Source organism: Pedobacter africanus, assembly GCF_040548825.1.
GTDB classification, from domain to species: Bacteria; Bacteroidota; Bacteroidia; order Sphingobacteriales; family Sphingobacteriaceae; genus Pedobacter; species Pedobacter africanus_A.
Genome location: NZ_JBEPSL010000001.1, coordinates 145024 through 159978, shown reverse-complemented (window position 1 = coordinate 159978; position 14955 = coordinate 145024). Strand labels below are relative to the sequence as shown.

General features: G+C 40.3%; 10 protein-coding genes. 5 read left to right on the top strand and 5 right to left on the bottom strand.

Going from position 1 to position 14955, the window contains the following annotated elements:
- Window positions 1-8: 8 nt before the first annotated feature.
- The 5 genes from ABIE26_RS00650 to ABIE26_RS00630 all read left to right on the top strand — a co-directional run bounded on the left by ABIE26_RS00650 (window position 9) and on the right by ABIE26_RS00630 (window position 5796).
- Window positions 9-1415, top strand: coding sequence for a RagB/SusD family nutrient uptake outer membrane protein (locus tag ABIE26_RS00650; protein ID WP_310141214.1), 1407 nt, complete (start codon window positions 9-11; stop codon window positions 1413-1415).
- A gap of 73 nt (window positions 1416-1488) precedes the next feature.
- Window positions 1489-2541 carry a TlpA family protein disulfide reductase gene (locus ABIE26_RS00645; RefSeq protein WP_310141216.1) on the top strand — a complete coding sequence of 351 codons (1053 nt, stop codon included), beginning with the start codon at window positions 1489-1491 and terminating at the stop codon, window positions 2539-2541.
- A gap of 11 nt (window positions 2542-2552) precedes the next feature.
- On the top strand, window positions 2553-3659 hold the full coding sequence (locus ABIE26_RS00640; RefSeq protein WP_310141218.1) for a TlpA disulfide reductase family protein: 1107 nt from the start codon (window positions 2553-2555) through the stop codon (window positions 3657-3659).
- Window positions 3660-3800: 141 nt separating this feature from the next.
- Entirely contained in the window at window positions 3801-4802 is a 1002-nt protein-coding gene (locus ABIE26_RS00635; protein ID WP_310141220.1) for an aldo/keto reductase, read from the top strand.
- A 67-nt stretch (window positions 4803-4869) separates the two neighbouring features.
- The gene (locus ABIE26_RS00630) at window positions 4870-5796 is read left to right on the top strand and encodes a helix-turn-helix domain-containing protein (RefSeq protein WP_310141222.1); all 927 of its coding nucleotides are present in this window, start codon (window positions 4870-4872) and stop codon (window positions 5794-5796) included.
- A 156-nt stretch (window positions 5797-5952) separates the two neighbouring features.
- Here the strand turns inward: ABIE26_RS00630 and ABIE26_RS00625 are convergent, their stop codons facing one another.
- The 5 genes from ABIE26_RS00625 to ABIE26_RS00605 all read right to left on the bottom strand — a co-directional run bounded on the left by ABIE26_RS00625 (window position 5953) and on the right by ABIE26_RS00605 (window position 14693).
- The gene (locus ABIE26_RS00625; RefSeq protein ID WP_310141224.1) at window positions 5953-7494 is read right to left on the bottom strand and encodes a redoxin domain-containing protein; all 1542 of its coding nucleotides are present in this window, start codon (window positions 7492-7494) and stop codon (window positions 5953-5955) included.
- Between the two features lie 22 nt (window positions 7495-7516).
- Window positions 7517-8992, bottom strand: a complete 1476-nt coding sequence (locus ABIE26_RS00620) for a RagB/SusD family nutrient uptake outer membrane protein (RefSeq protein WP_310141225.1) — start codon at window positions 8990-8992, stop codon at window positions 7517-7519.
- A 36-nt stretch (window positions 8993-9028) separates the two neighbouring features.
- Window positions 9029-12559 carry a SusC/RagA family TonB-linked outer membrane protein gene (locus ABIE26_RS00615; RefSeq protein WP_310141228.1) on the bottom strand — a complete coding sequence of 1177 codons (3531 nt, stop codon included), beginning with the start codon at window positions 12557-12559 and terminating at the stop codon, window positions 9029-9031.
- A gap of 254 nt (window positions 12560-12813) precedes the next feature.
- Window positions 12814-13998 (bottom strand): FecR family protein, encoded by a 1185-nt coding sequence (locus ABIE26_RS00610; RefSeq protein ID WP_310141230.1) that lies wholly within the window; start codon window positions 13996-13998, stop codon window positions 12814-12816.
- A gap of 98 nt (window positions 13999-14096) precedes the next feature.
- Complete coding sequence (locus tag ABIE26_RS00605) at window positions 14097-14693, bottom strand: RNA polymerase sigma factor (protein ID WP_310141232.1); 597 nt, start codon at window positions 14691-14693, stop codon at window positions 14097-14099.
- Between the last annotated feature and the right edge of the window lie 262 nt (window positions 14694-14955).

Here is a 14955-nt window from a genome sequence, read left to right as displayed (position 1 = left end):
AAACAATCATGATCAAAATAAATAAATACAGTATCCTTTTTTGCGCAGGCATCCTACTGACCTCATGCAAAAAAGACTTTTTGGAGGTGGCTCCTAAAGGAAGTTTAATCGCCAGCAAGATATCTGAATATGAAAATCTGTTCTATAATTCTCAATCTATAGGATTCGATGCGCCTACCTTGGTAATGGGTGATGAGGTCGCCACTTTGAACACCTATTTCCTGGCCTCCCCGCTTAGGTTTCAGCGATTATTCCGTTGGGAAGCAGATATCTACGAACCCGAAGAAACGGCATCAGAACTGCAAGACCCCATGCGTGCTATCTATATTTATAACAAGGTGATTAATGAAGTGATGGATAGTGAGGGTGGCACTGAAGAAGCTAAACGAAGTCTTCAGGCAGAAGCCAAAGCTTCACGCGCATACTTTAATATGATGCTTATTAATCACTATGGAAAGCCATATAATGCTGCCACTGCCACAAGCGACCTTGGTATTCCGCTGGTCAAGATCGCGGACGTGGCGCAAACCAGTTTCACCAGGGCTTCCGTTCAGCAGGTTTACGACGACATGATAACGGACCTGAAGGATGCCATACCTTTAATGCCTGTCAATGTCCCAATGCGATTACGAATGTGTAAATCTGCAGCAGAGCTTACCCTCGCTAAAATTTACTGGTTTATGGGCAATTATGAAGAAGCACTGAAATGGATAATAGAGGCAAAAAAACACTTTCCTACCAGTTTTGAAACCAGGATTTACGACTATAATGTGACCTATGCAGTACCAACCTGGTCAGTGAGCGGCGGTAACAACAACCTGCAAAGTCTTATGAATAGAATAACCAGTTCTTTCTGGACGAACACATCCAACGATCTGTTGCTCGCTCCTTGGGCGAACCAGCTTTACAGCACGAACGATCAACGTTTAAAGTCATTTAGCAATACCCCCTACCTTGGTACTGGCTCCTTTCCGGTCACAGGACTAAAAAGGCGGATAGGTCCCTTTACATCTCAGGTACCTCAGGGGGTATATCTGCCTGATGTCGAACTTATGCAAGCAGAATGTGAAGCAAGAATTGGTAGCCAGGATGCTGCAAAAGCGATATTGCTATCTTTTAGACAGAAAAGGATGCCACAGGCCGAGGCAGTGTTGCCTACTATGGATAAAAATGCCTTAATCAAGTTCATTATAGAGGAACGCATCAGAGAATTTGCCTTATATGGCTGGCGTTGGCTTGATATGCGGAGGTTATCAAACGACCCCCTTTTTAAAGACAAAATCTATGAGCATTACCTGTATAATGCTCAAACCGGACAAGCTCTGGAAACCATTACACTCCCGCAACAAAGGTTAACACTGCGTTTACCGAGAGGGGTCATATCTGCAAATCCAGGTATGGAAAACAATCCATAATATATTAATTAATACTCTACCGTTTATCCAAGGATGACGGTAGTGCTTTAGCTAACATTTTGCTTTAACAACTATGAAAATCATATTTAACTGTTTGTTTTTTTTGACCTTCTCTACCTTCAGTTTTGCACAAGAAGGGAGCATCCAGAAGCAACTACAATCGCTCTCAAATGAAAAAGATCCCATTGTACTGAAACAAAAACTGGAATCGTATGTCAATAGCAAGCAAGAAAATGGAATCATTGTAGCCGTCAACTACTATAACCGCACTGGAATGCGAACGAAAGCAGATTCTCTTAAACTGGTTGCTATTAAAAAATTTCCAAAAGGAGATTTTTCGTACAGCAACGCGATTGAAAAATTGAATGCTACATCCGACTATAACGAACAACTTAAGTTTGCCAGAACAGTCAGCACACGGTTTAGTGATCGGGACCTCTCTATACTGTATGGAAAGGTCGCAAATGAGGCCGCAAAAAACAAGGATTGTCGGACCATCAAAGACGCCATTGACAAAATCAAAGATCAATCGTATCGCTACTATGTCATTCCAAGTATTGCAGAAACACTGCTGACTGCGGGGGAAAGAAATACGCCTTGCATACAAGAATTGTTGCAGCAACTTCTTAAAGAGTATAAATCACATTTATCCGATAAGATGATAAAAGAGCAATCTCCTAACTTTTTGTTGCCTGATCTAAAAGGGAACCAAGTGTCACTGGCAAGCTTAAAAGGTAAAACTGTGATAATTGATTTTTGGGCAACATGGTGCAAACCTTGCCTTGAATCCTTTCCAGGTATGCAACGTGCCGTCGAAAGGCACAAAAATGATGAAAAAGTTGTCTTTGTATTTTTAAATACTGCAGAAAGAGGGAGTGATGATCCAAAACCAAGAATAGAAAAACTGTTGACGGATCATGGCTACACCTTTACCGTACTAATGGATAGAAGAAATGCTGAAGACAAAAAATATGAAGTAAGCAATGGCTTTGGTGTTACAGCTTTACCATCAAAGTATATCATTGATAAAGAAGGCTTTATACGCTTTAAAATTGCAGGAAGCTCGGGTGGACCAGCTTTCATAAATGAAGAAATAAAAATGATAGTTGAACTATTAAATAATTAAGGAGAGAGACAATGAAAAAGTTAATAAACAAAACAACTGCGGTATTAATATTATTACTTACTCACACAATGCTATTCGGACAACAGCGACCGGAATTAAGCATAGGTGATCCTATTCCAGCCTTATCTTATTCGCATTGGGTTAAAGGAACTCCACAAGATAAATTGTCAGGAGATAAGATTTATGTGCTAGAGTTTTGGGCCACTTGGTGCATACCATGTATAGCAGCCATGCCTCATATATCAGATCTCGCTGACCAATATAAAGGCAAAGTGAAGGTTATTGGAGTAAACATTCTGGAACGTATAGGAGATCAAGCATATTCTGGAATTACACCAAAAGTAAAAGAGTTTGTCCAGAAGAATCAGGATCGAATGCGTTTCGATGTAATTGTCGATGATGACCAGCGGACTATGCACAACAAATGGCTTACTAAGGCCGGCATTTCTGGTATTCCGGCCACTTTTGTAGTTAAGAACGAACAAATACTTTGGATTGGTCATCCTAATTTTGTCAGTAGCGTATTAAAGGAAATTCTTGAAGGTAAGTATGACATTCAATCAAGAAAAAAAGAATATGAAAAACAACAAATTGCGAGTGCAAAAGGAAGCTCAATTTTCTCGAAAAATATGGGAAGAGTAGATAGCGCAATTACAGCTAAAAGACCTGAAGAAGCGATAAACTTACTAGACAGCATTCTTAAGGTTAGTCCCAGTGGGTCCTATGCTTACCGGCAGCGTAAAATGCAAATCCTAGTTGCATTTAATCAGGAAGCATCCATAAATTACCTAAAAGAGATGGCTGAAAGAGAACCTAAGGTGGCCGCCGCTTTAGCTTGCTATATTGCGAGTCAAGAGAATGTTAATCATAAAATTAATATTCTTGCTGTTGATATTATTGAAAAGCATGGACAGAAAAACACCTTCACATTGGATGCCCTGGCATTGTTGCAGAGCAAAATTGGTAGATACGTAGATGCCGTGAAGAATCAACAAGAAGTCCTAGGCCTACTAATTGAAGCACAGAAAAAAACACCGGATCTTATCTCCAAAGAAGCGATCGATGATAGCAGAAAAAAAGTCGACAAATACCGTTTGCTAAGTGAGAAAATGAATTAGAGAACTAATTATTGAGATTGAAATGCTAAATATAATATCGCCCGACAATATAGGGTGTATGGACACAATAATCCGCCAAATGGATACATCAGTAGTCAAGTAGTACCCGACCTTTGTATTGTTAATAAAAATATCTGTGATATGAAAATAATCAATTTAGGTAGGCAAGGGCTGAAAGTACCAGAGGTGGGACTGGGCTGTATGGGCATGACATCCATGGCCGGTTTTGATATGTATGGAAAAGCTGAAGAAAATGAAGCGATAGCTACTCTACATCGTTCACTCGAATTGGGCGGCAATTTTTTAGACACTGCTGATATGTATGGTCCGGGGCTCAATGAAAGGTTAATTGCTAAAGCGATCAAAGGCAACCGCGACAAGTATATCATCTCTACGAAGTTTGGCTATGAAGTTGATGATACCGAACAACTGACTTGGAACTATAATGGCTCGAAAACATATGTTAAAAAAGCCGCCGAGCGTTCGTTGAAAAACTTGGGCACTGATTACATTGATTTGTATTATCTGCATCGTTTAGACCCCAACACACCCATTGAGGAAACCGTTGAGGCGATGGCAGAATTGGTCAAGGAAGGAAAGGTAAAATACATCGGGTTATCAGAAGTATCATCTGCAACCATTCGTAAAGCACATGCTGTACATCCACTTACAGCTGTACAAACAGAATATTCACTGTTTGAAAGGGATGTGGAAGAAGCAAAGATAACAGTCACACTGGCAGAACTGGGAATCAGTTTGATTGCTTACTCACCTCTAGGTAGGGGCTTTTTGACAGGGCAATTGAAAAGCCCAGATGACTTTCCTGCCGATGATTTTAGAAGGAGTATGCCAAGATTCCAAGGCGAACAGTTTTACAAAAACCTAGAGCTGACAAGTGCTGTAAATGAGATAGCCGCAGAAAAAGGTATTACGCCTGCGCAACTGGCCATCGCATGGGTACTGGCCAAAGGGCATACACCGATACCAGGTACCAAGCGCGTAAAATATGTAGAGCAGAATATGGCAGCCAGCGACGTAGCCCTTACAATAGAGGAAATGCATCGTTTAGAAACGATTATCCCTTTAGGCACATCAACAGGTGACCGATATGATGCCAATGCAATGACAAGCATCGACCGATAAAACTTTTATCATGCAGTGTTATTCCATTTGGCTTAACATTGCATGGCTTTTCACTATATTACAGTTAATGAGCAGAACGCCGCCATACCCTATCAATTCTATCACCGAACATCGCCGTATATTGTCTTTACCAGGCCCTGATCATCCGCTGATTGATGTATTCCGAATGGAAGACGTAAAATATAATTCAGATGAGCGTTTCAGGACATTGGCGCTTAATTTCTACTGCATCTCCCTGAAGAAAAAAGTAAGCGGTAAAGTGATCTACGGGCAGGGCTATTATGATTTTGATGAAGGGCTGATGTCGTTTTTTGCACCCGGACAAATTGTGGCTAATGTTCCTGAAAACCACAAATTAGAAGGATGGTGCGTGGCTTTTCACCCCGATTTTCTGCGAGGTTGCCCCTTAGCGCGAAAAATCGGGACCTACAACTTCTTCTCATATGCCATCAACGAAGCGCTGTTCCTTTCTGAAAAGGAAGAAGCATTGATGAATGGAATCGTAGATAATATCCGTCAGGAACTACAAACCGCCATAGATGGTTTGACACAAGAGGTTATGATCTCCCACCTGGAGTTACTGCTGCACTATAGCCATCGCTTTTATCTGCGGCAATTCATCACGCGTAAACCAGCACACCACCAATTGATTACCGAGGTTGAAAACTTACTAAACGCTTACTTCAACAATGACAAGCAACTGCTTTCGAGTGGTCTTCCCACTGTTGCTTACCTTGCGGATCAATTGAACAAGTCACCTAAGTATCTGAGTGATTTACTGCGGAACCTTTCAGGACGAAGCGCGCAACAACATATTCAAGATCACCTGTTAGAGAAAGCAAAATGGCTGCTAACCAGCAGTGATTTTACGGTGGCAGAGATTGCTTACCGACTGGGGTTCGATTATCCACAGTCCTTTAATAAACTTTTTCGACGCAAAACCAACCAAACACCGCTGGAATACCGGCAACAAAATAACCAACTAAAAAACTGATAAAAACAAATATTTCAATCTTATAATAACTGTAGATTAAAACTCAAGTCCAAAAAAATGAGCCCGATAAAAAATGCCGGGCTCATTTTTTGGTCACTTAATAATTGGTCCACCTTTGTTAAGGATCAATCCATCTCAAGCAGCCTTTTCAGTACATTAAGTTCCTCCATCAAGCAAGAGCAACTCTATCATCGTCTTCAGCTCATCTTCATTAGTATCATCGGTACGGAATCGTGAGAAGAGAATTTTGCCATCCTTATCGATAAGAAAATTGACCGGTGCTATTCTACCATTATCCAGGTTGCCTTTTACCCGTCCATCCTGCTCCTCCAGCGCAGTAAAACTGTATTTACTCTTATCCAAAAATGGTACTACATATTCGTTTTGCCGTTTGTCTATATTAATCCCTATATAGGCAACTGGCTTATTCACAAATTGCTTGAGCACATTTTCAAAATGCGGGAATTCGGCTCTGCATGGTCCACAGCCCGGAAACCAATAAGTCAGCAAGACGACTTTACCTCTCAAATCGGCAAGCGAGACATCCTTATTAGTTTTGTAATTTCTCAATTTAAAATCCGTGACAGGAATCGCACCGGCATACATTTTCTTAAATATCTCCTTTCTAACAATAAGGGAATCCTTTCCTAATTTGACACCATAGCTTAACAACGCATTATTGATCTTAAAGGAAGGGGCCTTCAAAAAGATTCCCATTAAGTAATTATATGCAGAGTCCGCTTTCCCTATTTTTTCTATGGCAGATGCTTTCAGCAGTGGCAATCTTTTATTAAATAAGGCATAACGGCCAACGCTTGATACAGCATCAAAACAGGTCAACGCCTGTGCCGGTTGGTTGGCCTCAATCAGCTTCATCCCTTTAGCAACTTGTTCAACGCTCTTTACAATTGGTCTCCAAGTTTCAGAGAGTTTAGGCTTAAGAGCCATCTCCCTTGCAAAGTTCAGCGCACTGTCCGGATCCTGAAACAATAGCATATCAAGATAACTTTCCATACCCAACCTATACCAGCTACTCTCCGCATCGAAACGGTCATAGAGCATTTTTAGATATTTCTTCTTTTCATTCCGATCTGTCAATCTTTCTGCGAGAAAGTATAAGGCCTGCGCCGCACGTTGATGCTTTGGGAATTTATCAACGACGTGTAAACTCTGCCTCCGCCAATTTTTCAAATCAAAATTTCGCAGACTACTCGCGTAATAGTAATTATAATTAGGATTACCAGGCTCGTAGAACACTGCTTTTGCCAAATAATCCCTACTACCTGCGAAATCCCCCCAACGTTCCGCATCGAAGGCTAAACGAAAATAAGCCTTAGCAATATTTGGATTTAACTTGATAGCTTCCAGCAGATATCGTTTTGCTGATGGCTGCTCGATCGACGCTAATGTGTCGCCGATCGCAAATCTGGTAACAGCAGATTTCGGATACTGCTTTAACCAGACATCATATTGCTTCACTAAATCTGGATTAAGGATTCCCATGCCATCAATGTATAACTTATGGACCGGGAGGCTGTCAGGATATTTTTCAACGGCTACCTTTCTCCTGTTCAATTCCTTCTGATCCTTTATTGGTTCAAATATTCTCTGTTGAGCGACAACTTTGAATCCAGATAAAAACACTAAGAGTGAAACCAAATATAGGCGAGCGCTCATTAGTTTTTTAAGGTTCTTCATGTTAATAATTTTAAACACCATACTAATAATTATTTTGCTGAATCTGTCCCTGGCTTGCGGCGATGTCAATCCCATTTATAGGAACACTGTATCGTAGACTATTTACAGGCAACGAGTAAGTCTGAGGACTTGTCAGCTCAACACCGGCCGGCGTTATTTTAAAAAAATTGCGTGTAACTATCACATCGTCCGACGGATCCTGGTTTACACTGAAGCGACGGATGTCCATCCAGCGAAAAGCGAACGGCAATTCCCGTCTTCGCTCCTGCAAGATTTTGCTAATCGCCTCTTCACTATTTGCCGCTGTTAGTGCGGTATATGAACGTAGCCGTTTCTGACGCAGTAGATTTACGGAACTAAGCGCTTCAGCCAGTTCACCCTTTCTTGCCTGTGCTTCAGCTTTGTTGAGCAAAACCTCGGCTACAGTAGGTCCGGCGGGGATGTACTTCCCATCATTAAAATAAGAGTACCGAAACTGAGCAGGGCTGATCACGCTAAATCGGCGTCCGCCATTCGGGATGATAAATAATCGATACCGCATGTCATTGGATGGATCATATAAATCCCTAAGTGATTGGCTGGGGATGTACCACTGGTTAATATTGTAAGATAACCTTGTGTAATAAAATTCTCCCCAATATAGAAAACGGTTAGGAGCCCAATCATTTAATACTGAATAGTTCAGAGTCGCAGCTGGGTTTGTGTAGCTGGCCGGTGTTCCACTAGCGATGGTATTTAAATCGACCAGTTGTGCCGTTGTAGAACTGAGTGCATTCGTAGCCGATTGAATACATTTATCATAATCGCCGGTAAATAAATAAAATCGAGACAGAAAAGCATCAATCGCGCGCCTGCTCACCCTCCAACGCTGATTGGCAACCACATCCTCACTTGGCAGCAGTGTCTGTGCCGCAATGACATCGGACAAAATTGCATCGTAAGTCGCTTTCAGCGTAGCCCTGCTCAGGTTTTCTGTGTAATCCGTGGTCTTCTTCAAAGGCAGTCCCGGACTTTCCATATTAGATGGAGCATATGGTTTACAATAGTGATTAACCAAAATCCAGTTGCTCAATGCACGTATAAAATAGGCATCTGCTTTTATTCTATCTTTCTGAATCTGAGTCCCTGATACGTTATCCAAATTACTAAGAATTACATTTGCAGTGAAAACTTTCTTAAACTCGCCCGTCCAGAGGTCGTCGAAACCTGCATTAATAACATTTTCAACGTCCCATACGTAATAAAACAAGTTGCTTAGGGAAACCGCAGTTGGGTATGCGCGAATGAGATCCTGACTAATTTCGGTATCATCTGTTGAATAAATAGCCGTAAGATTGCTCCCTTCTGTAGAAAACAAGGTTGCATTATTGATCAAAGCTTCCAATTGGTCCGCAGTCTGGATATCGGCCTGTAACTTATTGGGTTTTTCCAGGTATTCCTTACAAGATGCCAACGCAATCAACGTCAGTATCAATGTCAATTTTGTAATTTTTTTCATCGTGATTATATTGATGTATTGATGTCAATTAAGAATTTAAAGTGACAGGTTAATGCCAAGAGTATATGAAGTTAGCGGGCGGTCACTTCCAGGTAACCAGTCCGGATTATAATTCCTTTCGTTGTTAGACCAAACCAGCCCCAAATCTCTTACCTGAGCGAAAACCTTAAGATTGCCAAATCCAAGCTTCTGGATTTTTTTTGCTGGAATTGAATAATCCAATGTGAGCTCCTTGCACTCTATATATGAAGAGCTTTCGACCAAGCCTGCTAAGTTGGTAACGTATCTATCCCATCGAAACTGATTGGTTTCATTCGCTTTCGGAAAACCCGGAATTGTGGTACTGCCAGCCAGGACGTCTGCTGCGAAACGGTTTAATACGGTTTTACTTGAGCCAACAAAAGCACTTTCGTAGTTAAATGTCGGATTTCGATAAACCCCACCAAACTTCCCTATAAATAGTGCTGAAAACTGAAATCCTTTATATCTAAAATCATTATACCAGCCTAAAGTATGGGGAGGGATGTTCGTACCTTCATAGTTCAAAAATGGGATTCCAGGTAAACCGGCCAGGGTGGTTGTATTCATGGGATAAGATATACCTCCAGGGCCTGCGAGTTGTGGCACCCCGTCAACCATGCCTAAATAATTATAACTATAAATTGGGTTAATGGGCTTTCCTTCCACAAATGCAGTCGCGCTATTTAACATATTGAAAGCTAGCACTGAAGGAAAGTATAAACTATTTACCCTGTTATTGTTGTACGCATAATTCACAGAAGTGGTATATCTTATAGGGAGAAGTGGAAGATTTAACTGAGTACCAAGTTCGATTTCTATTCCTTTGTTCAGGATACCTGCGTTGTTGAAACGCTGACTAATAGTTCCGGTGACCGAAGATAGGGCTACAAGTCCTGTAATGTCAGAACCAACCTTGCGGTACAAGTCTAGCTTTCCTGAAAGTTTGCCATTGAACAATATAAAATCTGTACCAATGTTGGTCGTTGTCGTCTTTTCCCAGCGTAGCGTAGGGTTACCATTATCTGCAATAGTAGCAGTTATGGTTCCAGTATTTGCATTCAGCGAATTGCCAACATTCAGCAAGGTATTGGTAGATGAAGACTTTTCCACATTTCCGTTACGACCATAAGTCGCTCTAAATGTCAATCGGTCGATCCAGTTGATTTCTTGCACAAATCCTTCGTTTTTTATGTTCCAAAGCCCCCCAAGTGACCATAGCGGTTCCCAACGAAGAGAAGAAATCTTTGTAATGAAATTGGATGCATCGGTACGGATACTTGCAGAAAGTGTATACTTTCTATCGTAAGTATAAGATGCATTGCCATAATATGAAATATACCGGTCTAAGTTATATCCCAGGGTTGTATTTCCCGCGCTGCCAGAATTAGGTGTTAAAGGATTTACAAGTGTTACCGCGGGACCTGTAATGTGTGTCAACAGGGCAACGCTACTTCCGTATCCATAAGGCGGCACCGATGATTGCAGTTTGTCTGGGAAATAGCCATAAAGCCATGGGTTAGTCCTTGTATCCGTACGATATTGTGAAATTTCCATACCAGCAATTGCATTGATATTGTGTTTCGTACCCAAGTCTTTAATGAAATTCAACTGGTTTCTGAATACATAACTAGCAGAATTGGTATTGTTACTCTGTCCGATTCCACCTTTTGGTATATATACCTTACCCACTGTCTTAGTCGTGTTATTGTATTCCAAATATGTGTTAACCATGTTTCGGACTAAATAGGTATCATCACTATAGTAGTTGTCTACATCAATTTTGCCACGCTCATATTGAAGCTTTGTATCAAAGGTCAAGCCTTTAATCACTTTCAGGTTAAATCCTGTTTGAATTCGGGCACTATACTCTTGAGTCTTGAGTTTCCGTCCTCTTACTTCACGCAATAAATTATAACTCCAGTCAGGATAAGGGAAAAGGTTCAAAGGCAACATGGATAAGATCTCCCTGTTCTGTCCTGCAAGATTTGGTGAATAGCCCCCGTCAGGATTTAATAATGTTTCATAGGGAGACAATGCCTGCAATTCCGCTGTTGTTGCACCGCTATTTTGTAATTCCCGGTATTGTAAATAAAGTCCAAAATTAAAGGTTATGAAACTGGCTGGTCTATATTCATTGTTAAAATTTATTCCAAACCGGTTATATCCGGAACCTTTGAACTTTGTATCGTTGTCTTCAAATAGCAATGAAGCATAGGTCTTTGTTTTTTCGGTCGCATCATTCAAGCTCACATTGTATTGAGATAAAGCCGCCGGCCTCATCAATTCATTACTAATCTGGCTTTTGTTATTGATAAGACCTAAACTATCCAACTTAGAATTCATCACAGTCGTACTTATTTTTCCATTTTTATTGGCATACAATAGCTCTTGTGCCAAAGTCATTGAATACGAAAGATTTGAGGGGAAACTCCCTCCATAATTACTAGAGCCAAAAAACCAGTTATTTGCGAAACCCATTTTTTCCACTGCAATGTGATCAGCAGAATTTGCCGCCAGCATAATCTGGTTTAGATCAGGGGATTTGGATATACGCCTGAAGACATTTGCTTCCACCTTTAACCCCTGTTTCGAAGTACCCCTCTTTGTGGTGACAACAATTACACCATTCGCCGAACGAGCTCCCCAAATAGAGGCAGCGGCAGCATCTTTCAGTACAGTAACACTTTCTACATCATTCGGGTTGATCGAGGAGAAGTCGCTATTACTAACCGGAAAACCATCAATAACTACTAATGGTGATCTGTCGGCATACATCGATGTACTTCCTCTGATGATAAAGTTTACTGAGCCATCTGCATTTTCTTTCGCCTGCATCCCTGCCACAAGGCCTTGTAAAGCAGTTGACAGGTTCGAAGCAGGACGACGGCTCAGCGCTTCTTTTCCAATCTGCCCGAAGGCTCCTGTGGCGCGCTCCTTCGGTAATGTCTGATAACCTGTGCTCACCACATTTACTTCCAGGAGATTTGCCGATGTCGGAACCAGGGCAATTGTGCCCAGATTACTTGTAGCTTTAAGTTCTTTGGTTATATATCCAATGTAAGAAACTTCTATAACAGCATTTTCATTAACGTTCTTTAATAAAAACGATCCGTTTGCATCAGTGATTGTTCTATTTTGCGTTCCCTTGACCCTAACTGTAGCTCCGGAAAGTTTGTTCCCTTGCTCGTCAACCAGCATACCACGCACCTCAATCTCGGCCAGCCACTCAAGTACTTTATTAAGTGCGTTCCCCTCTTCAGCTTTAATAGCGACCTTCTTACCCTCAATCTGGTATTTTACCGGAAGACCTTTAAAGAGCAGCTTTAACGCTTCTTCAACAGTCACCTCATTTACTGAAATACTCACCTGCTGGTTTTTCGAAAAGATTTTCCCATGGTAGAAAAAGTCATATCCGCTTTGTTTCCGGATTTCCTTCAAAACAGATTCAAGTGCCACGTTGCGCTTATCAATAGTAATGCGCTGTCCAAATGTTGCGGCACTAACCTGTAGTAGCGATGCTATTAATATCACGGTGGTTAATCGCATAATTAGCAATATTTTATGGTATAACGGTGTTGCTATACCCCATTTCTTGGTGTAATTTTTATACATTTGTTATAGTTTGGTTTAAGCAGGCTACCTTACATATTCACACGAGAGGTGTCTGCGGTTAGTTGAATTATTAATTGATCCAAACCGCAACCAGGAGTGTTAGTCGCACTTCTGGTTCGTTTATATATCCTTTTGCTTTATTCTAGTAAAAATTCTATCATTGTGCTGATTTTATGGTAAACAAATATTTAATTGAAGTTTGTGACGTAAATTTTCCTGCCATCTATTCTGAAATGTACTAGACCAGAAGATTCTATCAATTTCAATACAGATGATAAATTGTTATTTCTTGATATCCAGCCACCAGTTTGCATTTCTGCTGGAAGAGACGGATCATAAATAAACTCTACGTTATACCATCTTTCTATTTTTCTCATAGCTGTCTTAAAATCCACATAATTGAACGAGAATTCACCATCCTTCCAATCTGTGATGCTCTCTATGTTTACTTTTTCGACTTTAATTTTTTGGCTATTATTGAGGGCTTGCTCACCTGGTTTTAAAATCTGTTTATTTGCTCCGTCTATTACTTTAACTGAACCTTCTAACAGTGTAGTTGCAATTATTGGTTCATCATTATAGGCATTCACATTGAAATGGGTACCGAGCACTTCTACCTGCTGTCCTCTGCTTTCTACTACAAAAGGATGTATTTTATCTTTAGCAATCTCAAAATAAGCCTCACCTTCAAGTTTTACCCTACGCACTCCACGCACTTTTAAAGTAGTAGAATAAGTTAAACGTGAAGCGGCATTAAGCCAAACTTTACTTTTATCAGGTAATGTTAAAATATAGGTTTCACCTTTGGCAGTATTTAATGTATTAATCTTTTCAGGGAAACCATTTGCGTCTTTGATCTCATAAACAAGCTGACCATCTGCTGTTTTAGTTAAAATCATACCACCTTCATTTGCAATTTCACCATTTCCAGCATCATTTAACCTGATTCTTCTTCCATTTGCAAGAGTCAAAGTTGCACCATGTTTCCCGGGAGCAATATCGCTACTGTAGGAAACCTGATTGATGCTATTTTGCATTCCGTTATTTAAGTAAAGGATCAATCCAACACTTACAGTAATTAAAATAGTAACAGCTACAGCTATGCGAGGCCATAATTTTCGTATTGACGAATTCATCTTAATATCCCGGTCTAGCTCATTTTGAACTTTGCCCCAGACCGAATTCTTATTTGCCCCTGAAAAATAGATGAGTTCTTGATTCAAGTGGGACTCTAGACTCAATTCTTCCAGAAGTTGTTGGTGATCCAGTGAAACTGAAAGCCATGCGTCCAGTTCTTTCTGCTCCTGATCAGTTAATGTCTCCTTCATATAAGAAGCGATCAACTTGGAGATATGAAATTCATTTTCAAGCATCCACGTATATTTTTTATTAATTTTAAGATTTGTTTATTCTTATTTAATATAGATACGTAGCGAGAAGACTTTTGCCTAAAAAAAATAAAAATATTTTACTACTGATCTAAGAATAGTAATAGAGCGAGATATAAGCCTTCTTTTAGTCCCTTTTTTAACAGTGAGATCTTGAGCATCTCTATAGCCTTGGCTTTCTGGTAACGTACTGCTTTTTCGTTTAACATCAACGAAGCCATAATCTCCGTTGTTTTTTTGTGCTCGAAATAAAACAACCGAAAAACCTCCCTGCATTTTTCCGGCAACAGTTCGATTTCTTTCTCCAGTAAGTCCAATACTTCCGTTTTTATTATTTTCACCAACACAGTTTGGTCAGATGTTTCCAATTGCTCGTAGTATTCCTGCTGTAAGACTGTTCTAACCTTTAATTTACGCAGATGGTCAAAACAAGCATTTCTGCAAGCTATATAAAGAAATGCTTTAATAGATTCGACCGTTTTAACTTCACGATCGGATTTCCAGAGTTTAACAAAACAACCCGACACAATATCTTCAGCTTCAGCATCATTCTGGACAAGTCGCCCCGCAAAATAACAAAGTGATTTATAGTGAAGATCAAAAAAATGAGCCAAAGCCCTGTCTTCCCTTTTCTGGAACGCTTCAATCCAATAATTTTCGTCCTCAACTATTTCTTTCATTTCCTGTTGTCGTATAAATCTAAAATGCAATATCCATATTTATAATGAAAAGCGTGAACTAGGCCCTATATTAAACACCTAAAACTTATTTCCCGGGAATGCACAGGATATCGTGCCTTTCCTAGAGAGTTTGGCAGAACTGATCATCTCGAGCTAAATAAAAAAATCACTCCACTAGGGATAAATTACTGAAATCAAGAAAACCTGTCTAAAAAGCTCATTCAATTAGGTTTATTAATAACAAAGTCCGAATTATATCACA

What these genes read in the sequence shown, in the direction of transcription:
- ABIE26_RS00650 (WP_310141214.1), top strand. Translation starts at nt 9, where the DNA reads ATGATCAAAATAAATAAATACAGTATCCTTTTTTGCGCAGGCATCCTA.
- ABIE26_RS00645 (WP_310141216.1), top strand. Translation starts at nt 1,489, where the DNA reads ATGAAAATCATATTTAACTGTTTGTTTTTTTTGACCTTCTCTACCTTC.
- ABIE26_RS00640 (WP_310141218.1), top strand. Translation starts at nt 2,553, where the DNA reads ATGAAAAAGTTAATAAACAAAACAACTGCGGTATTAATATTATTACTT.
- ABIE26_RS00635 (WP_310141220.1), top strand. Translation starts at nt 3,801, where the DNA reads ATGAAAATAATCAATTTAGGTAGGCAAGGGCTGAAAGTACCAGAGGTG.
- ABIE26_RS00630 (WP_310141222.1), top strand. Translation starts at nt 4,870, where the DNA reads ATGAGCAGAACGCCGCCATACCCTATCAATTCTATCACCGAACATCGC.
- ABIE26_RS00625 (WP_310141224.1), bottom strand. Translation starts at nt 7,494, where the DNA reads ATGAAGAACCTTAAAAAACTAATGAGCGCTCGCCTATATTTGGTTTCA.
- ABIE26_RS00620 (WP_310141225.1), bottom strand. Translation starts at nt 8,992, where the DNA reads ATGAAAAAAATTACAAAATTGACATTGATACTGACGTTGATTGCGTTG.
- ABIE26_RS00615 (WP_310141228.1), bottom strand. Translation starts at nt 12,559, where the DNA reads ATGCGATTAACCACCGTGATATTAATAGCATCGCTACTACAGGTTAGT.
- ABIE26_RS00610 (WP_310141230.1), bottom strand. Translation starts at nt 13,998, where the DNA reads ATGCTTGAAAATGAATTTCATATCTCCAAGTTGATCGCTTCTTATATG.
- ABIE26_RS00605 (WP_310141232.1), bottom strand. Translation starts at nt 14,693, where the DNA reads ATGAAAGAAATAGTTGAGGACGAAAATTATTGGATTGAAGCGTTCCAG.